General features: G+C 68.3%; 16 protein-coding genes and 1 tRNA gene. 6 read left to right on the top strand and 11 right to left on the bottom strand.

The features are described 5' to 3' along the window. Nucleotides 1-160: 160 nt before the first annotated feature. Nucleotides 161-1540 carry a phosphomannomutase/phosphoglucomutase gene (locus tag AC3EF3_RS18270; protein ID WP_488533566.1) on the top strand — a complete coding sequence of 460 codons (1380 nt, stop codon included), beginning with the start codon at nt 161-163 and terminating at the stop codon, nt 1538-1540. On the opposite strand, the gene AC3EF3_RS18265 is transcribed toward AC3EF3_RS18270, so the two are convergent. The 7 genes from AC3EF3_RS18265 to glgC form a co-directional block, all read right to left on the bottom strand. Beyond that, nucleotides 1532-2392: a hypothetical protein gene (locus tag AC3EF3_RS18265; protein WP_488533565.1), complete on the bottom strand. Its 861-nt coding sequence runs from the start codon at nt 2390-2392 to the stop codon at nt 1532-1534. The two genes, AC3EF3_RS18270 and AC3EF3_RS18265, sit on opposite strands and share 9 nt — an antisense overlap. 8 nt (nt 2393-2400) lie before the next feature. Then, nucleotides 2401-3327 (bottom strand): GNAT family N-acetyltransferase, encoded by a 927-nt coding sequence (locus AC3EF3_RS18260; RefSeq protein WP_488533564.1) that lies wholly within the window; start codon nt 3325-3327, stop codon nt 2401-2403. 52 nt (nt 3328-3379) lie between these two features. Next, complete coding sequence (locus tag AC3EF3_RS18255; protein ID WP_488533563.1) at nt 3380-4432, bottom strand: glycosyltransferase; 1053 nt, start codon at nt 4430-4432, stop codon at nt 3380-3382. Then, nucleotides 4429-5211: a PIG-L deacetylase family protein gene (locus AC3EF3_RS18250; protein WP_488533562.1), complete on the bottom strand. Its 783-nt coding sequence runs from the start codon at nt 5209-5211 to the stop codon at nt 4429-4431. The genes AC3EF3_RS18255 and AC3EF3_RS18250 overlap by 4 nt, the downstream gene beginning before the upstream one ends. A gap of 7 nt (nt 5212-5218) precedes the next feature. Continuing rightward, complete coding sequence (locus AC3EF3_RS18245; protein WP_488533561.1) at nt 5219-6805, bottom strand: TIGR04290 family methyltransferase; 1587 nt, start codon at nt 6803-6805, stop codon at nt 5219-5221. 25 nt (nt 6806-6830) lie between these two features. Next, on the bottom strand, nt 6831-7919 hold the full coding sequence (locus AC3EF3_RS18240) for a CgeB family protein (protein WP_488533560.1): 1089 nt from the start codon (nt 7917-7919) through the stop codon (nt 6831-6833). A 69-nt stretch (nt 7920-7988) separates the two neighbouring features. Beyond that, complete coding sequence (gene glgC / locus AC3EF3_RS18235; RefSeq protein ID WP_488533559.1) at nt 7989-9293, bottom strand: glucose-1-phosphate adenylyltransferase; 1305 nt, start codon at nt 9291-9293, stop codon at nt 7989-7991. Nucleotides 9294-9554: 261 nt separating this feature from the next. Here glgC and AC3EF3_RS18230 point away from each other — a divergent pair, with 261 nt between their 5' ends. Further along, nucleotides 9555-11888, top strand: coding sequence for a hypothetical protein (locus tag AC3EF3_RS18230; RefSeq protein ID WP_488533558.1), 2334 nt, complete (start codon nt 9555-9557; stop codon nt 11886-11888). Nucleotides 11889-11923: 35 nt separating this feature from the next. Here the strand turns inward: AC3EF3_RS18230 and AC3EF3_RS18225 are convergent. Then, a tRNA-Arg gene (locus AC3EF3_RS18225) sits at nt 11924-11999 on the bottom strand. Between the two features lie 68 nt (nt 12000-12067). Between AC3EF3_RS18225 and AC3EF3_RS18220 the strand changes: the two genes are divergently transcribed. After that, on the top strand, nt 12068-13063 hold the full coding sequence (locus tag AC3EF3_RS18220) for an asparaginase (protein ID WP_488533557.1): 996 nt from the start codon (nt 12068-12070) through the stop codon (nt 13061-13063). Between the two features lie 9 nt (nt 13064-13072). On the opposite strand, the gene AC3EF3_RS18215 is transcribed toward AC3EF3_RS18220, so the two are convergent. From AC3EF3_RS18215 to hemB, 3 genes are read right to left on the bottom strand one after another with little or no spacing between them, the layout of a single operon-like run. Next, a complete protein-coding gene (locus AC3EF3_RS18215; protein ID WP_488533556.1) occupies nt 13073-13645 on the bottom strand; it encodes a DUF1003 domain-containing protein in 573 nt (190 codons plus the stop codon). Nucleotides 13646-13655: 10 nt separating this feature from the next. After that, nucleotides 13656-14756 (bottom strand): magnesium transporter CorA family protein, encoded by a 1101-nt coding sequence (locus tag AC3EF3_RS18210; RefSeq protein WP_488533555.1) that lies wholly within the window; start codon nt 14754-14756, stop codon nt 13656-13658. Nucleotides 14757-14766: 10 nt separating this feature from the next. Then, nucleotides 14767-15768 (bottom strand): porphobilinogen synthase, encoded by a 1002-nt coding sequence (gene hemB / locus AC3EF3_RS18205; protein ID WP_488533554.1) that lies wholly within the window; start codon nt 15766-15768, stop codon nt 14767-14769. A 249-nt stretch (nt 15769-16017) separates the two neighbouring features. Between hemB and AC3EF3_RS18200 the strand changes: the two genes are divergently transcribed. From AC3EF3_RS18200 to AC3EF3_RS18190, 3 genes are read left to right on the top strand one after another with little or no spacing between them, the layout of a single operon-like run. After that, nucleotides 16018-16440 carry a CopD family protein gene (locus AC3EF3_RS18200; protein WP_488533553.1) on the top strand — a complete coding sequence of 141 codons (423 nt, stop codon included), beginning with the start codon at nt 16018-16020 and terminating at the stop codon, nt 16438-16440. Between the two features lie 6 nt (nt 16441-16446). Next, entirely contained in the window at nt 16447-17574 is a 1128-nt protein-coding gene (locus tag AC3EF3_RS18195) for a VanZ family protein (RefSeq protein WP_488533552.1), read from the top strand. After that, the gene (locus AC3EF3_RS18190; protein WP_488533551.1) at nt 17571-17915 is read left to right on the top strand and encodes a (2Fe-2S) ferredoxin domain-containing protein; all 345 of its coding nucleotides are present in this window, start codon (nt 17571-17573) and stop codon (nt 17913-17915) included. Before AC3EF3_RS18195 ends, AC3EF3_RS18190 begins: the two co-directional genes overlap by 4 nt. Nucleotides 17916-17935: the final 20 nt, after the last annotated feature.

Raw genomic sequence — 17935 nt, 5'->3', positions numbered from 1 at the left:
TTCTCCCATGCTAGGCACGAGCTCGCGGCGCGCACTAGGAGGCCACGGTGTTGCGCTGTCGGACAAGTCGTATCCGCGCAGCTCGGCCTGGGTCGCCGGCGGTTGCGCTTGATGAGCTTCGCGCCTCACTAGAATCGTTCGCACTGCTTCGCCTCGCACCGTGCACACCCCCGGCATCTTCAAGGCCTACGACATACGCGGCGTCGTGCCCGTGGCATTCGACGAGGAATTCGCGCGCCGGCTGGGACGCGCGTTCGCCGGGATGGCACGCGCCGAGCATCAGCTTGTGGTGGCCGTCGGCCGCGACGGCCGACTCAGTTCGCAGGCACTGGCCGATGCCCTGATCCGCGGGCTCGTGGCCGGCGGCGTCGACGTGATCGAGCTCGGCGCCACGACGACACCGATGCTGTACTTCGCCGCCTGCACGCTCGCGCGCAGCGGTATCCAGGTCACGGCCAGCCACAACCCGCGCGACCACAACGGCTTCAAGCTCGTGCTCGCCGGGCGCACGGTCCATGGCGACGAGATCCAGCTGCTGCGCCAGCGCATCGAAGCCGATAGCCCCGTCGCGCCGCCGCGCCCCGGCCGTGTGGTGCGAGCCGACGTGCTCGACGCCTATGCCCATCGCATTGCCGGCGACGTCAAGCTCGCGCGGCCGATGAAGGTCGTGATCGATTGCGGCAATGGCGTCGGCGGCGCGTCGGCGCCCCAGGTGCTGCGCGCGATCGGCTGCGACGTCACGGAACTCTTCTGCGCCGTGGATGGCCGCTTTCCCAACCATCATCCCGATCCCGGCAATCCCGCGAACCTGCAGGACCTGATTGCGAAGGTGCAGGAGGCGGGTGCCGAGCTGGGCCTGGCCCTCGACGGCGACGGCGACCGGCTCGGCGTGGTGACGCGCACCGGCAATGTCGTCTATCCCGACCGGCAGTTGATGCTGCTGGCCCGCGACACGCTCGCGCGTGTGCGCGGCGCCCCCATCGTCTTCGACGTGAAGTCGACGCAGCGCCTGCCCGAGGTGATCGCCGCCGCCGGCGGTCAGCCGGTCATGGGGCCGAGCGGCTATGTGCTGGTGAAGCAGCGCATGAACGAGCTTCAGGCGCCGATCGCCGGCGAGATGAGCGGCCACATCTTCTTTCGCGAACGCTGGTACGGCTTCGACGACGGCACCTACGGCGCATGCCGGCTGCTCGAAATCCTGTCGCGCCACCCCGACGCGAGCGCCGTGCTCGATGCGCTGCCCGGAAGCTGTTCGACCCCGGAACTGCATGTGGCATGCGCGGAAGGCGAGGCGCATGAGGTGGCGCGCGCCCTGCCGGCGATCGCCGACTTCCCCGGCGCGCAGGTCTGCACCGTGGACGGCCTGCGGGTCGACTGGCCCGACGGCTTCGGCCTGGTGCGCGCCTCCAACACGAACCCGGTGCTGACGGTGCGCTTCGAGGGCCACACCGAAGCGGCCATGCGGCGCATCGAGCGCGACATGATGGCGCTGCTTCGCCGCGTCAAACCCGATGCGAAGGCGGCGCTGCCCTCACACTGACGCCTCGTGCAGCGCGAGCGGCGCGCCGGTGCGCGCGCAGAGCTCGCGCCGATGGCGAACCCAGTGCTCCGTCATCCACTCGTCGGCGGGGCGATCGTAGTAGTCCCACGCGATGTGCCGGGCGTTCAGGCCGACGAAGTGGGCGCCGCACCGGCCGAGATACGGGCTGTGCGGAAAGAACGGCGAGCAGATCGACACTTCGTCGACGCTGACCACGTGCAAGCTTCCGGCCCGCCACAGGGCCGCGGCCTGCAATCCCTGCTCGTCCAGCTCGGAGGCGAAGACCATGGGCGCGCCCAGCTGCTGTTCCCGCGCGCCGATCGTGCGCAGCAGCGCCCTCTCGAGATCGAACCCCGGGGGCAGGCCGCGGATGCCGGAGTTGAGCGCCGGCTCGCGCGGGGCCATCGCCGCGAACTGCCCGCAAGCCGCGCGCACGTCCTGCGCCAGCAGGCATTCGCCGCGCTGCGCGGCGCAGGCGAGCCACTGTTCGATGGAAGGCGGCAACGCCCACAGGATCGCGTCGTTGTCCAGCGCGACCTCGAAGCGCTGCGGAAAGAGGCGCGCCGGCGCGAACTTCCAGCCGGTGCCCTCGGCCATGTTGCGCGCGAGGATCGTGCGCAGGAAAGCGGGAACATCTCCCGCCGTCACCTGATGCCACCCGACGGCGTGCGGCACGGGGCCGGTGCGCTCGCGCGCCTCACGCACCGGAACCGTGTTGACGCACACGGCGTAGCCGGCACCCGGGCCGAAGACATGCCACGCGCCCCAGATCGACAGGCGCAACGCCTCGAAGCCGCGGTCGCTGACGTCGCCGATGGTCCAGCGCACGCCGATGGGAAACTGCAAGGACATGACACTTCCTAGGGATTGATGTCCAGCGCGAACATCGGTTCGTCGTTCGCGCCCCAGCGGTACTTGTAGTCTTCGGCGCCGCGCAGGAAGTCGAACGCGCTCGCGCCTTCGGCGGTTGCCGCATCGATCGCGTGGCCGATCAGGAGCGTGCCGGGGCTGTAGATGGAAAAGGCGGGATCGAAGCCGCCGATGTACCAATACCAGCGCCGCCGCGGCACGCCCGGTGCATCGGCGAGGGCAAGCGCCATGCCGACGATCTCGCCCTCGAAACGAAGCGCGAGCAGGCGCAGCAGCCCCAGCGCCAGAAGTTGCGGCGCGGCCTCGCGGTGCGCGGCGAGGACACCCGGCTCGCCGAACACGCCCGGCAAGCCGCGCCGCGCCCATCGCTTCGCATGCAGCGCGGCAAGCGCACCCAGCAGCGCATGCGTGTTGCTCGCGTCCGCCATCTCGATGCGAGGGGCGACGTCGCGTGCCGCGCGACGGCGGCAATAGGCGAGGCTCTTCGCCATCGGCTCGGGCACCCGCGCCGGCAAGGGCAGCACCGGATTCGCCTCGCATGCCCTCACGCCCATGCGCCACGACGCGGGCCAGCGGCAGCGCAGCAGCACCGCGTGCTGCGCAAGCTGCGGCCACTCGAGCACGTCCCATTCGCCGCGCAGGGCCTCGACGTGCTCCACGATGGCCTGCGCGACTTCGTCTTCGCGCCCGGGGTCGGCCAGCGCATCGATGCGATCGGTCGTCCCGATCCCCAGCGGGAACAGGTGGCGCACGCCACGGCCGTCGCGGAAGATGTACAAGGGCGCAAGGCCCACGAGCTCGCCGTCGTCCGCATCGCGCACGGCCAGGCTCGCCAGCTCGCCGCAGCCCACATGCGTCCACCAGGGCCGCAGCCAGGCCGGCGACTGGAACGGGGTCGCGCGCGCGCGGCGCCACAAGCGTTCCCAATCCGGGCGCAGGCTGTCGAGCGCGTCCGTCGAGGTCAGGACCTCAAGCGAAGTCGACCGTGTGCGCCGCGAGCTGGTGATAGACATCGAAGTACTGTGCCAACATGCGCTTCACGTCGAACCTTTCGCGTGCGACCGCGTGGCAGCGGGAGCGCGCGATGTGCTCGCAGCGCGCGATGGCCGCGGCCATGGCTCCGGGCGAGTCCACGAGAAAACCCGTCACCCCCTCTTGGACGATCTCGGTCAGCGCGCCACTCGCATAAGCGATGACCGGCGTGCCGCAGGCCAGCGCCTCCATCGCAACCAGCGAACTTGTCTCCGGGGCCAGGCTCGGCACGAGCAGGCAGTGCGCGCGGGCCAGCAGGCGGTGCTTCATGCGCGGCCCGACCGGGCCGACGAAACGGCGGGCGTGGTCCAGCCGTGGCCGGATCTGCGCATCGAAATAGTCGCGGTGCGCCTCGTACGGAAACACCTCGCCGGCGAGCAGCACGGGCACACCCGCGATCCGGCCCGCGTCGAGCGCGGCATGCCAGTTCTTCTCGGGGCAGATGCGCCCCAATGCCAGCGCGAACCCTTGACGGCGCACCCGCGGCACACGATCGCGAACGGGTACGCCGTTGGGGATCGGTGCCAGCAGCCGCGCACCCGGCGGGCACTGCGCATGCTGGCTGCGCGAGACGCAATGCAGGTGCACGTCCTCGCGTGCAGGGTCGAACGCGCGTGGTGGATACCACGACGGCGGCAGGTGCAGCGTGACGACGATCGGCACGTCACCGGGCGGCGGCAAGTACTCGAAAAAATCCAGGCCGTGCATGTGCACCACGTCCGGCCGGAAGGCGCCGATCGCGCGGATCACGCACTCGCGGCATTCGGCCCAGGTGCGGCGCCGCTGGCTGTCGGTGAGCGGCCCGGTCGGAACCTGTACGCCGGTGAGGCGCCCCTGCACCGTCGAATCCGCGCTCGCGACGACGAGCGAGCGATGCCCGGCACGCACCAACGCCGCATCGATCCGCCCGAGCACCTGTTCGGCGCCCCCCACCGCATCGGGCGCGACGCGCGCGAAGGGGAACGCGACGCTCAGGACCGTCAGGCTCATGACTCGATCCCCAGCTCGCGCATCGCATCGGCGGCCAGCTCGCGAAAGCGCGGGCCATCTAGGCCCCAGTCGCGCGTTTCGTACCACAGTTGCCCATCGTGCGGCGATCGACGGAAGTCGTGGCGTGGTGCGGGCCGGAATCGTTCGACATCGAGCGGCAGCCAGCGCAAGGTGTCGTGTTGCGAGGCATAGCAGTCGAGCAGCGACTGCTTGAACGCACGCTGCTGCCCGGACAACAAGGTCGTGGTCGTTTGCGGGTCGACAGCGGCGTCCGGAAGGAACTCGCACGCCACCAGTCCCTGCGGCCCCTTGTGGTACGAAGTCATCTCGACGATCACGGGTCTGCGCCGGGCAAGGTGAGCAGCGGCATGCACGACGAACGCGGTCGCGTCGTGATCGGGGTGACCGCCCTCATAAGGATGCGTGAGCACCGTTTCGACGCGGCACTCGTCCAGCCAGGTCGCCAGCTTGCGGGCGAGCGGGGCCAGGCGCAAGGCCGCCTGCTGATCGGGGCAATCGAGTTCGATGATGCGCGAGGGATCCAGCCCGCATAGCGCGAACGCTGCGGCGCGTTCGCGCCGCCTCGCGTCGCGGTACTCCTCGACGGTCCGGCCTTGCCGTGCGGCGTCGCGCCCGTCGCGCGGCGCGCCGTCCGTCACATAGACGAAGCGTGCGTGCGCCAGGCGCGGCAGCAGCGTCGATGCACCGACGCTCTCGTCGTCGGGATGCGCGGCGACCAGCATCGCGCGCGGCCCGGCCAGCAGGTCAGTGAGGTGCACGGCGCGCTCACGCTTTCAGCGGGTAGGCCGCGCGTTGCGTGTCGCCGCCCGCAGGCAGTTCGCCGCGCCGGCACAGGAACACTTCCTCTTCAGGGTGGGCGATCACCTGGAAGCCGGCGCTCCGAAGCATCGCGGCGCTGCCGGCGGCATTCGGGATCCACCAGTTGGTCTCGTCGTGCGAATACTTGTTCTCGACGAAGTGCAGGCGCGGGTACGAGGGCCGTTCGAAGATCTCGGTTTCCCAGAAGTCGTAGTCCTCGGCCAGCGGCTCGACCTCGCTGCTGCCGCGCTGCAGCGACTGGTACAGCAGCATGTCTTTCGCGACGTGCTCGTGGATCAGGTCCAGCGCGAGCAGCGGGTGCCGCAAGTGATAGATCAGGCCCATGAAGAGGACCAGGTCGAACTTCTCGCCGAGCGAAGCGACGTCGTACACCGACAGGCGCCGGAACTCGATGTCCTCGTGACCCAGCACCTCGGCGGCGAAGCGCGCCTGGTTCAGGTAATAGTCGTCGAAATCGATCGCGACCACGCGGCTCGCGCCACGCCGCTTCATCTCGAACGAATGAAAGCCCGCGTTGCAGCCCATGTCCAGTACGGACATGCCGCTCATGTCGCCGGGCAGCAAGTGCGCGAACTTCTTCCACTTGAGCGAGGGGTAGTCGCCCAGGAAATGGGCCGGCGCCGTCGGCACGCCGGCCAGGTCGATGTTCTGGAACCAGTCGCCCAGCTCGTGCACGCGCCGCGCGATCTCCTCGTGCGTGAACAGCTTCTTCGCGATGCGCGCCGGCGCGTCGCCCGGACGCTTGACGATCGCCGCGCCCGTGTTGCCGCACACCGTCGGCGGTCGCGCAGCTTCCGCCGCGGGCGCGCGCTTGCGCGCTCCCAACAGGCCGAGCGCCTCGCGATAGCCGTTGACCGTGCCGACATCGACGTACGATTCGCCGCGGCGCACGCCGATCGCGCGACCCCCCTTCTGCAGGTAGGCGTTGACCAGCGTGCCGACATATTCGTCGCGGCGGCCGCGCTGCTGCCACAGCGCTTCGAGCTCGTGCAGCACGCGGCCGGGCAGCTTGAACGCGCCCCAGATCCAGTTCGATTTGGCGTCCGGGTGCTTGACCTGGATCTCCAGCACGTTGCCTTGATCGTCGGTGACCACGGCGTCGAAGGCCTCGGGCCGATCGACCGGGAACAGCAGGAACGACAGCGTGTCGTCGGGTAACGCCGCGAAGCCGTCGTCGGGAAACCAGATGGTGTCCGGCAGGCCCACCAGGACGCTCTCGTCGGGCCGCACCAGCGAGTTCGCGCGGAAGATGGCGTCGCACAGGCCGCCGGCCTTCGGCTGCACGACATAGCACAGGTCGGCCGACTGCATCGTGGTGCCGTAGTACTGCACGATGTCGGCCTTGCCCGGCGCGACCACGAAGCAGATGCGCGTGGCGCCCGCCTTCAGCATACGCTCGACAAGGAACTCGCTGACGGCACGCGGCCGCTCGATGTCGCCGGCGAGCGTGCTGCCGACGGGCAGCAACTCCTTGGAAAAGCCAAGCGGCTGGATCCGCGTGCCCAGGCCCGCGGCCGGAACGATGCCCCACATGGTGTTCAGCTCCCTGCAATCCTGTTCATGCGATCCCCGCCGCCGGTGCGCGCGCGTCTTCGAGCAGTTCCTCGAGCTCGCGCGCCCGATGGGCCGACGTGTGCTGCGCGAGCACGCGCTCGCGCGCGGCGCGCGCGATGCGATCCACCTCGGCGTCGCCCAGCTGCAGCGCATCGACCACGTCCTGTGTCGTGCGCGCCACGACGATCTCGTCCGACGGCCGGAAGAATTCCTCGAGCCCCGCCCACGCGTCGCTGATGGCCGGCGTGCCGCATGCCGCCGCTTCGAACAGGCGCCCCGACGGGCAGTAACCGTTCACCGCCATCGCGCGTCGCGTCACATTGAGCGTCCAGCGCGACGACGAGAAGAAGCCCGGATGCTCCGAAGGCGGCATGTGGCGCACGAACCGGATGTTGCGCGTCCACGGGAAATCCTGCGGGTACTGCGCGCCGCCGATGAGGAACTCCAGGTCGGGCAGGCGCCGGGCCGGCTCGACGAAGAGCGTCTCCAGGGCCGCCTGCCGATCGGCCGCATACGTGCCCAGGTAGGAGAGGGCGCAGACGTAATTGGTGACCGGCGCGACGCGGCGGTGCACCTGCGGATCGACATGGCCGTACAGCGTGCGCACCTCGCGTGCGCACAGCCGCTCCCGCAATTCATCCAGTGCCGCGCCCCCTGTGAAGCTGAGCACCAGGTCGAAATCGCGCAAGCCTCGCGGGCCGAGGTACGCGACCGGCTGGCCCGCACGCACATTCTCGAGCGTGACCGGCGTGTCCAGGTCGTAGAACACCTTGACCGCATCCCGTGCCTCGCCCGCGATCAGTTCGGTCGCCGCGACACCGTCCGGGCAATACGACGTGACCATCACGGCGTCGGCTTCGCGGATGTGCTGCGCGGCGCGTTCGCGCACGTCGCCCCACTCGCGATAAAGCAGCAGCTCGCCACCGGGCATCTGCATGAGGTCGCGGTTGGCGGCGTAATAGGGAACGTCGCGTTCGAAGAAGACGAATTCGTGGCCGCGCCCGGCCCAGGCCCGGGCCAGTCCCCGCCACAGGGTCGCATGCCCGTTACCCCAGGACGAAGAGACCGTGAGCCCGAACACCACCAGCTTCATCGTCGCGGAATCCTAGCCAGAAAGCGCACGCCGTGGGGTCGTCGAGGCTGGTCCGTGATGCAACGGCGGTCACAACGTGCCGAGCATCTCTGCGGTGATCAGCACGACGCCGTTCTCGGTGCGATGGAAACGCCGGGCATCGAGCGCAGGGTCTTCGCCGACGGCGAGCCCTTCGGGAATGCGGCAGCCGCGATCGATGACCACCTTGCTCAGCTTGCACCCGCGGCCGATCACACACCCCGGCATGATCACCGCCTGCCGGATGGTGCAGCACGAGTGCACGCGCACGTTGGAGAACAACACCGATTCGGTGATGTCCGATCCCGACACGATGCAGCCGCCCGACACCAGCAGGTTGGCCGTCTCGCCGTGGCGTCCCTTGTCGTCGGGCACGAACTTCGCGGGCGGCAGCTGCTCCTGGTAGGTCCAGATCGGCCATTCGCGGTCGTACAGATTGAGCGTCGGCAAGTCGGAGGCGAGGTCCAGGTTCGCGGACCAGAACGCATCGATGGTCCCCACGTCGCGCCAGTAGGGCTCGTGCGGCGCGTTGTACGGCACGCTCGACATCGCCAGCGGATGCGCGAGCGCGGCGCCTTCGCGCACGACCCGCGGGATCACGTTCTTGCCGAAGTCGTGTTCGGATGCCGGATCGGCCAGGTCTTCCTCGAGCAGGTGGTACAGGTAGTCCGCATCGAAAGCGTAGATGCCCATGCTGCCGAGCGCTCGGTCGGGCTTGCCCGGCATGCCCGGCGGATCCTTGGGCTTCTCGAGAAAGGCGGTGATCTTGCGGTCCTCGTCGATCGCCATCACGCCGAGTGCGGTCGCTTCCATGCGCGGCACTTCGACGCAGCCGACCGTGCAGCGGGTGCCGCGCTCGACATGGTCGAGCAGCATCAGCGAGTAATCCATCTTGTAGATGTGGTCGCCCGCGAGCACCAGGATGTACTCGGGGTTGTAGGACCGCAGGATGTCGATGTTCTGGTAGATCGCGTCGGCCGTGCCGCGATACCAGTACGCCTCGTTCACGCGCTGCTGCGCCGGCAGCAGGTCGATGAACTCGCCCACTTCGCCGCGCAGGAAGGCCCAGCCGCGCTGCAGGTGGCGCAACAGCGAATGCGACTTGTACTGCGTGAGCACGCCGATGCGGCGAATGCCCGAGTTGATGCAGTTCGACAGGACGAAGTCGATGATGCGGAACTTGCCGCCGAAGTAGACGGCCGGCTTCGCGCGCCGGTCCGTGAGGTCGTGCAGGCGCGAACCACGCCCGCCCGCGAGCACCATGGCCACCGTGCGCCGGGGCAATTGCTGCGCCAGGAACGTCCGGTCGGTCGCGCGCCGGCGTTCCTGGCCGTTCCAGGGTTGTTGTTGCTGCATGCCGCGTCTCCCTCGCGCGACTGTGGCGCCGCCGCACGCGCACGCATGTAGGACGGGCGCGGCTTTGGGTGGCCGAGCTGAAGGAGAAGTTGAAGTTGGATGCGGAGCTGGTCGAGACAGCGTGCATTTGAGTCTTTCGTGGACCCGCATGGCTCCATTGGGCTATCCCGGAACCATCCCGCAACCATCCCGGAACCATCCCAGAAGGGACCCGAGCCGCGCTTGCCGATGCTCTACTTTCCGCAGGACACGTGGACTTCGATGAAAACGCCGCTTCAGCATTTTTCGCTCGCGCTCGCGCTCGCGCTCGCGCTCGCGGGCGCTGGCTCGCTGCTGATGACCGCGTGCGGAGGAGGCGACAGTTCGAACTCGACCACGGCGACGGCAACTGCCACGTTCTCGGTCACGGTCGTTGATGGTGCCATCTGGAAGGCCAGCGTCTGCCTGGACAAGAACAAGAACGGCGTGTGCGACAGCAGCGAGCCCTCCGGCAAGACCGACAGCTCGGGCAAGGTCACGCTGCCAGTGGATCCTGCGGACGCCGGCAAGTACCCGATCCTCGCGATCGTCGGCACGGACGCGGTCGATGTCGATAACGGTCCGGTCACGGTGCCGTTCACGTTGAAGGCGCCGGCGGACCAGCCGGCCGTGGTCAGCCCGCTGACCACCCTGGTGCAGTCGCTCGTCGAAAGCAGTGGCGCGACCAGTGCGGCGGCGGAAACTTCTCTAAAGGCCCTGCTGGGTGTGAACGTCTCGCTCTTTGCCGACTTCACCAAGAGCAGCACCGGCGACAGCCAGAACGCCGGCACGATCGCGCGCATGGTGGTCATCACGAGTCAGCAGCTGTCTGCTGCGCTTGCCGCCGCCGTGGGCACCAGGGCATTCGACGGCACGACGATCACGCAGGCCGACCTCGACCGCGCGGTCCAGCACAAGCTGCTGGAAATCCTGCCCACGCTCGTCAGTCATCTGTCGGACCCCGGCGTGACCGGGGCCACCAGCGCCGGCGCGAGGACGGCGGCCCTGACCGCGCTGGCCAAGGCCGTGATCGCCGATCCGTCGACCGGACTGACGGCGACCTCCCTCGCCATGCTGGTGGCCGTCGACAACCAGGTCCTTGCCGGCGGCACGTCCACTGACGCGCCGGTGGCCAGCGCGCAGCTGAGGGCCCTGAAGTTCACGGACGTGCAGGACTGGCTGGTGCGCGTGTTCGTCAGCACGGCCGCGCAAAACACGCCCGACGCTTCCAGCAACACGCGGTTCGTCGATCTCCGCAGTCAGAGCGTTGACGGCGTCTTTGCCAACTGGAACACGGGCGCGACGCCGGCCCGCCAGTCCGACCGGCACTGGAACGGCGCGGCCTGGGTGACCTGCGGGTTCAACGGCGAATCCCTCAGCTCGGTGCGTGACGCGCTGGGCAACATCACCTACGACTACTGCGACAAGCTCGAGACCGGCCGCACCAACCGCGCCGGCTTCGACATCGGCGGGCGCACGATGATCGACGTGTACAACCAGATCACCGGCGCGGGCCTGACGAACCTGGAGATCGCGTCCGCCGCCTGGCTGCTGGGCAACGCGACGTTCCCGACGGGTGCCCAGCTCTTCTATCACATCAATACGCCGCTGACGGAGGCACCGGCCTACTATCCCGGCTACGGCAATATCGTGAGGAACTTCAGCTCTGCGATCGCGGCTGGCAAGACCAGCCCCACCGACACGACATCTGCCTGTGCTTCCATTCTGTCGAGCACTTTGGCGACGACGCTGGAAAGCGTCATCGCGGCGAACCCAGGCACGCCGTGCGTCTTCGCTCCCGCCACGATCACGATCACGACCTCGACCGGCACGGCGACGGTGTCCAGCGGGACGCGCAATGAATGGTGGGGTCAGAGCACGATCGCGATCGGCACCATCGGCGCGGCGCCGGTCGGCGGCATCCAGAGCGGCTACTACACGACCAACACGCTGGTGCGCGCCGCCTTCGGCAGCAACAACACGGTCAAGTACTACGCCTGCCAGGAGCGCTCGAGCGACGGCTGGGCCCGCAACTGCGACCCCATCGGCATCGGCACCTACGCGATCCAGAGCCTGGGGGATGGTCGCCTCCTGACGTTGGACGCATCCCCGCTCCTGACCGGAAGCCTGAACTACCGGCGCGTGTTCGTGGAGCGCAATGGCGCGGTGTATTTCGGCTACCAGAACAAGCCGTATGTCGTGAACACGGCGCGCCTGAATCTGGTGGCGACCGATGCGCTCTTGACGCAACTGGGCCTGCCCATCGTCGATCCCGACGTGCCGGTGGCGCTGAGCCCGGCCTCCTACCAAGGCGACTGGCTGATGTCGGACACGGCCAACCTGTCGAGCGGCACGACGGTCAGGATCACGTCGACCGCCGGGGCGGGCTGCTTCTATACCGCCACGGGCTCGTTCACCACCTGCGGGGTTAGCCTCAACCCCTCCACGGGCGAGTTCGCCGTGAACCTGCGAGACGGCACTGTTACGGGCAAGCTCGACTTTCTGAACGGCACCGTGATCGGCACGTCCACCCCAACCACCGGGCCCGCAGTGACTATCACGGGCGCCCGCGAGTGAGGGCTCCACACGAGGACATCGGCTTGAAACAGACTTGGCGCGGCTGGCGGGGATCGAACCCACGACCCTTGGCTTCGGAGGCCAATACTCTATCCACTGAGCTACAGCCGCGTCGTGGAGACCCTGCATTATCCGCGATGTGCGGCCTGCCCGGCCGGGCCACGGCCGATAATCCGGCCATGCCTTCCCTCGTGCCCCTCGTTCAGACTTACCGCGGCGACGCGCTGGAGAACGTCCACTTCGGCGCGCTGGCCGTGTGCGACACCCGGGGCCGCGTGCTCGCGTCGGCCGGCGATCCGCATTGGCAGGCGTTCACGCGGTCGACGCTGAAAGCCTTGCAGGCGCTGTCGTTCATGCAGTCGGGCGGTGCGCGCGCGCTCGGCATCACGCCGCAGAACATCGCGCTCATGTGCGCCAGCCACAGCGGCGAGCCCATGCACGTGGAACAGGTGCAGTCCATCCTCGACAAGGCGGGCGTCGGTTACAAGCGCCTGCAGTGCGGCTGCCATGTGCCGTACTACGTGGAGCAGGGCGTGGGCCCGGCGCCGGCGCACATCGACGAGCGCATGCACAACTGCAGCGGCAAGCACGCCGGGATGCTCGCGCACTGCGTGGCGAGCGGCTGGTCGCTCGACGACTACCTGGAGCCTGCGCACCCGTTGCAGCAGTCGATCCGCTCGCACGTGGCGCGCGCGAGCGGGCTCGAGGAATCGCAGCTGAAGATGGGCATCGACGGCTGCTCGGCGCCGAACTACGCCATGCCCCTCTCGGCGCTGGCGCGCGCGTATGCGCGCCTGGCCAGCGGCGAGCGCGATGGCGAATTCGGCGGCAGCTTCGCCCGGATGGCCGATGCGATGAAGACCTATCCCGAGCTCGTGTCGGGCACCGGCCGCAGCGACCTCGCGTTCATGCGCGCGGGCCGTGGCGACTGGGTGACCAAGGTCGGGGCCGAAGGCGTGCAGGCGTTCGCCAGCGTGAGCCGCGGCGAGGCCTTCGCCATCAAGATCGCCGACGGCAACAGGAACGCGCTGTTCGCCGCGACGATGGAAGTGCTGGATCAACTCGGCTGGCTCGATGACCGGCAGCGCGAAGAGCTGCGGCCCTGGAGCAGTGAAGACATCCTGAGCGTTCGCGGCGCGAAGGTCGGCGAGCGCAAGGCGGTGTTCAGGCTGTAGACAACCCGCTCAGGCATCCGGCTTGCCCCGGTAGGCCTCCTCGATCTGGCGCACCAGCGAGTCGGGCCGAGTCGCTTCCTCGAGCGCGCGGATTTGCGGGTCGTCCTCGACGTGCGCACCGACCTTCTTGGCGATCAGCTCCAGCACCTGCAGCATCTTGGTGTTCTCCTGCTCGGCGAGCAGGTTGATCTGCAGGTCCAGCTGGTTGCGCCGCTCCGTGATGCGCATCTCGTAGTTCTGGCTGATGAGGATGAAGGTCGACAGGAAGATGGCTTCCAGCGAGACCACGAGCGTGAGGAACGTGAACGGGTAGGGGTCGAAGTGCGGGAACCAGGGCTGCGCGTTGTAGCCGATCCAAAGCGCGAACACGGCCACGTGGATCCAGACGAAAGACATGCTGCCGCAAAAACGCGCGATGCCGCCGGCGACGCGGTCGGCCGTCGTGCGGCGCCTCACCTGGGCTTCCTCCAGCCGCTGCATCGCCTCGACGTTCTCGCGCGTGACATCGGCGCCCGTCGTGCCTTTGCGGTAGTTGGCCTGCGGCTCGCGCGGGGTGGCGGGATTGTTGCGGCGCTTCGTCATCGCGTCGTCCTCAACGCCCGGTGCGGTCCAGGTAGCGCTTGCGCCAGAAGATCGCCAGCAGCGTCAGCAGCGTCAGCAGCATGATCCCCAGCATCACCCACATCGCCTTGTCGGAATGGATCAACGGGAGGAACTCGAAATTCATCCCGAAAAAGCCGGTGATGAAGTTCAGCGGCAGGAACACGGCCGTCAGGGCGGTGAGCACGCGCATGATCTCGTTCGTGCGATGGCTCAGGGCCGAGAAGTGGATCTGGATCGCGGTCTCGGCGCCTTGCTCCATGCGCCGCACGTGGAGCAGCACGCGCTGGATGTGTTCGATCACGTCGCGCGCGCGCGCCAGCAGGCTGTCGCGCTCGGCCTGCGGCATGCTCGCCACAGGCTGCTCCTGCATCGTGTCCAGCCACTCCTGCATCGCATCGCGCTGGCCCTCCGACAGGTCTTCCAGCGTGTGCAGGGCGGTGCGGGCCGTGAAGTAGGCGCGCCAGTCGGCCCCGCGGGAGGCCGGCGCCAGCAGCTGCCGCTGCCATTCGTCCAGCTCGGCGTTGAGCTGCTTGCGCAGCTCGAGGTAACTGTCGACCATGACGTTCACCATGCGCAGCATCAGGTCGTGCGGGCTCGTCGGCAGGCGGCTGCGCGCCGCGGCACTCAAGCTTTCGGCCTGCACGGCGTCGCCCAGGAAGCGCCGGATGAACGTGTCTGCCGTGTAGCAGCTGGCCGGGTGCACGGAGATCAGCACGCGGTCGAACACGACGAATCCCACGGCGCGTGACCGGATGTCGGCGAAGGTCTTGAGCTCGCCTTGTTTCGGTTGCGCGGCGTAGCCGCTTTCCGCGCGCACTTCGGCATCGGTGGCCAGGCGCCGGAACACGACCAGGTCGTAGACCGACGTGTAGTCGTAGCCGGAGGGGTGCAGCGCGTTGTCCAGGTCGGCCATGTGCACGTCGAGGATGGGCGAGCCGCCCAGGCGCTGCGCCGCCTTCTGCACTGCTTCGGACTGCGCACCGAGCTCCTCGCGCTCGAGATAGATCCACACGAAACCCGAGGCGGGCGCGTGCACGGGCAGGTGGTCCAGGAACCGAAGCGTGCCGCCCGTGAACTCGACGATGTGCATTGGCCGGATGTTAACGGCGCAATTGCCGCGCGGCGTCCATCGCGAAATAGGTCAGGATGCCGTCGGCGCCCGCGCGCTTGAAGGCGAGCAGGCTCTCCAGCATCGCCGCATCGCGATCGAGCCAGCCGTTCTGGGCCGCGGCCTGCAGCATCGCGTATTCGCCGCTCACCTGGTAGACGAAGGTGGGCATGCGGAATTCGTCCTTCACGCGCCGCACGATGTCCAGGTAGGGCATGCCGGGCTTGACCATCACCATGTCGGCGCCTTCGGCGATGTCCATCGCCACTTCGCGCAGCGCCTCGTCGCTGTTGGCCGGGTCCATCTGGTAGACCTTCTTGTTGCCCTTGCCCAGGTTCGAGGCCGAACCCACGGCGTCGCGGAACGGGCCGTAGAACGCGCTCGCGTACTTGGCGCTGTAGGCCATGATGCGCGTGTGGATGTGGCCGCGGTCTTCGAGCGCGCGGCGGATCGCGCCCACGCGGCCGTCCATCATGTCGGACGGCGCGACGATGTCCACCCCGGCGTCGGACTGGGTCAGCGCCTGTTGCACCAGCACGCCCACGGTCTCGTCGTTGACGATGTAACCGCTTTCATCGAGCAGCCCGTCCTGGCCATGGCTGGTGAACGGGTCCAGTGCCACGTCGGTCATGATCCCCAGTTGGGGAAAGCGCGACTTCAGCTCGCGCACGACGCGCGGTACCAGGCCGTTCCCGTTCAGGGCTTCCTTGCCGTCCGGCGTCTTGAGCTCGGGGGCGATCACCGGGAACAGCGCCATCACCGGGATGCCCAGTGCAACACATTGTTCGGCGACCGGCAGCAGCAGGTCGATCGAGAGGCGCTCGACTCCCGGCATGGACGCCACCGGCTGGCGCTGCCCTTTGCCGTCGAGCACGAACACGGGGTAGATCAGGTCGTGCGCAGTGAGGATGTTCTCGCGCACCAGGTCGCGCGTGAACTCGTCGCGACGCAATCTCCGGGGGCGGCCATGGGGATACGGGGCATGCAGGATCATGCATAAATTGTGCTCCAAGCGACAATTCGGGGCCTTGCGGTCGCGCAATCGCAGGGCGGCCGGTTGCGGTCGGCGGACGTGCGGCTTGAAAGGGGGCGGCCCGTTTGTTAAATTACGGCTGGGCGGTTCGCCGTCCCCCGCTTTTCCTCCCTGAGCGGGCGCCTTAATGTGTGACAGCAAAAAGGCTTCGACGCCCCGGCATTGCCGGGGCTTTTTTTTTGCCGCAAGCGGCGGCTCTACACTCGGCTCATGCTTTGGGTCAAAGCGTTTCACATCGTCTTCATCGCGAGCTGGTTCGCCGGCTTGTTCTACCTGCCGCGCATCTTCGTGAACCTGGCGATGGTCCCGGCGGCTTCGACGGCGGAGCGCGAGCGCCTGCTGCTGATGGCGCGCAAGCTGCTGCGGTTCACGACGATCCTCGCCGTGCCCGCCATCGCGCTGGGCCTGTGGCTGTGGCTCGGCTGGGGCATCGGCCGGGGCAGCGGCTGGATGCACGCGAAGCTCGCGGCCGTGGTGCTCGTGATCGCGTACCACGCGGCCTGCGCGCGCATCCTGCGGCAACTCGGCGCCGGCACGAGCACGCACGGCCATGTCTGGTTCCGCTGGTTCAACGAGGTGCCGATCGTGCTGATGGTCGCGATCGTGCTGCTCGTCGTCCTCAAGCCCTTCTAGTCGCGCATGCGCAAGACCTCCGCGTGGCCCCTGTCGCAGGCTTACGTTGCGCTCATCGTGTACGCGAGCCTCTACCCCTTCACGGGCTGGCGTGACCAGGGCATCGGGTTCTGGGCCTGGCTGGCGAGCCCCTGGCCCAAGTACTGGACGGCGTTCGACTTCGTCGCCAACTTCCTCGGCTACATGCCGCTCGGCTTCCTGCTGGCGCTCGGGTTCCTGCGGCGGGGCGATCCGCACTTCGCGCGCGGCAACGTCCTGGCGGCCGTCGCCGTGGCCGCCGGCTCGTCGGCCGTCTTGTCCTTCGCCATGGAGTCGCTCCAGAGCTACCTGCCGTCGCGTGTCGCGTCCAACCTCGACTGGGGGCTGAATACATTCGGGGCGCTCGTGGGCGCGCTGGTGGCTGCGGGCCTGGAGCGCATGGGCGCGATCAATCGCTGGAGCCGCGTCCGCGTGGGCTGGTTCGTCGACGATGCGCGCGGGGCGCTCGTGCTGCTCGCGCTGTGGCCGTTCGCGCTGCTGTTTCCCGCGGCCGTGCCCTTCGGCCTGGGCCAGGTGTTCGAGCGGCTGGAGGCCGCGCTCGCCGACTGGCTGACCGACACGCCCTTCCTCGACTGGCTGCCGGTGCGCGAGGTCGAACTGCAGCCGCTGGTGCCCGGTGTCGAGGCGATCTGCGTGATGCTCGGCGCCATCATTCCCTGCCTGCTCGGTTATTCGATCATGCGCACGATCGGCCAGCGCGCGATCTTCGCAGCGGGCGTGATGGTCGTCGGCGTCGCCGTGACGGCGTTGTCCGCCGCACTGAGTTGGGGCCCCTCGCACGCCTGGGCCTGGCTGAGCCTGCCCGTGCAGGTCGGCCTCGCCGCCGGCGTGATCCTCGCGATGGTGTTCATGCCGGTGCCGCGCCGCGGCTGCGCGGCGCTGGTGCTGCTGGCGCTGATGCTGCACCTGAGCCTGCTCAATCAGGCGCCCGCCAGCGCGTATTTCGCGCATACGCTGCAGGCCTGGGAGCAGGGGCGCTTCATCCGCTTCCACGGCGTCGCGCAATGGCTTGGCTGGCTGTGGCCTTACGCGACCCTGGTCTATGTGGTCGTGCGCATCTCGCGCGGGGACCGGCCCCCTAAAATCGCCGGATGAACGGCAAGCCGTCCTCGTCGTATTACGAGCACCACATCTTCTTCTGCCTCAACGAGCGCGGTCCCGGTGAGAACTCCTGCGCGCCGCACGGTGCGCGCGAGGCCTACGAGCATTGCAAGGCCAAGGTGAAGCAGGCGGGCCTGTCCAACCCGGGCCAGGTTCGCGTCAACCAGGCCGGGTGCATGAACCGCTGCGCCGGCGGCCCGGTCTGCGTCGTCTATCCCGAAGCCGTCTGGTACACCTACGTCGACGAGCAGGACATCGACGAGATCGTCGAATCGCACCTGAAGAACGGACGCATCGTCGAGCGGCTGCTCACCCCGCCGCACCTGGGCAAATGAGCGCCGCCGGACCGCTCCAA

It is taken from the genome of Ramlibacter sp. GS1-15 (assembly GCF_057785015.1).
The sequence above is the reverse complement of the archived record's forward strand: the minus strand, read 5'-3'. Positions and strand labels throughout refer to the sequence as shown.

What these genes read in the sequence shown, in the direction of transcription:
- AC3EF3_RS18265 (WP_488533565.1), bottom strand. Translation starts at nt 2,392, where the DNA reads ATGTCCTTGCAGTTTCCCATCGGCGTGCGCTGGACCATCGGCGACGTC.
- AC3EF3_RS18255 (WP_488533563.1), bottom strand. Translation starts at nt 4,432, where the DNA reads ATGAGCCTGACGGTCCTGAGCGTCGCGTTCCCCTTCGCGCGCGTCGCG.
- AC3EF3_RS18245 (WP_488533561.1), bottom strand. Translation starts at nt 6,805, where the DNA reads ATGTGGGGCATCGTTCCGGCCGCGGGCCTGGGCACGCGGATCCAGCCG.
- AC3EF3_RS18240 (WP_488533560.1), bottom strand. Translation starts at nt 7,919, where the DNA reads ATGAAGCTGGTGGTGTTCGGGCTCACGGTCTCTTCGTCCTGGGGTAAC.
- glgC (WP_488533559.1), bottom strand. Translation starts at nt 9,293, where the DNA reads ATGCAGCAACAACAACCCTGGAACGGCCAGGAACGCCGGCGCGCGACC.
- AC3EF3_RS18230 (WP_488533558.1), top strand. Translation starts at nt 9,555, where the DNA reads ATGAAAACGCCGCTTCAGCATTTTTCGCTCGCGCTCGCGCTCGCGCTC.
- AC3EF3_RS18220 (WP_488533557.1), top strand. Translation starts at nt 12,068, where the DNA reads ATGCCTTCCCTCGTGCCCCTCGTTCAGACTTACCGCGGCGACGCGCTG.
- AC3EF3_RS18215 (WP_488533556.1), bottom strand. Translation starts at nt 13,645, where the DNA reads ATGACGAAGCGCCGCAACAATCCCGCCACCCCGCGCGAGCCGCAGGCC.
- AC3EF3_RS18210 (WP_488533555.1), bottom strand. Translation starts at nt 14,756, where the DNA reads ATGCACATCGTCGAGTTCACGGGCGGCACGCTTCGGTTCCTGGACCAC.
- hemB (WP_488533554.1), bottom strand. Translation starts at nt 15,768, where the DNA reads ATGATCCTGCATGCCCCGTATCCCCATGGCCGCCCCCGGAGATTGCGT.
- AC3EF3_RS18200 (WP_488533553.1), top strand. Translation starts at nt 16,018, where the DNA reads ATGCTTTGGGTCAAAGCGTTTCACATCGTCTTCATCGCGAGCTGGTTC.
- AC3EF3_RS18195 (WP_488533552.1), top strand. Translation starts at nt 16,447, where the DNA reads ATGCGCAAGACCTCCGCGTGGCCCCTGTCGCAGGCTTACGTTGCGCTC.
- AC3EF3_RS18190 (WP_488533551.1), top strand. Translation starts at nt 17,571, where the DNA reads ATGAACGGCAAGCCGTCCTCGTCGTATTACGAGCACCACATCTTCTTC.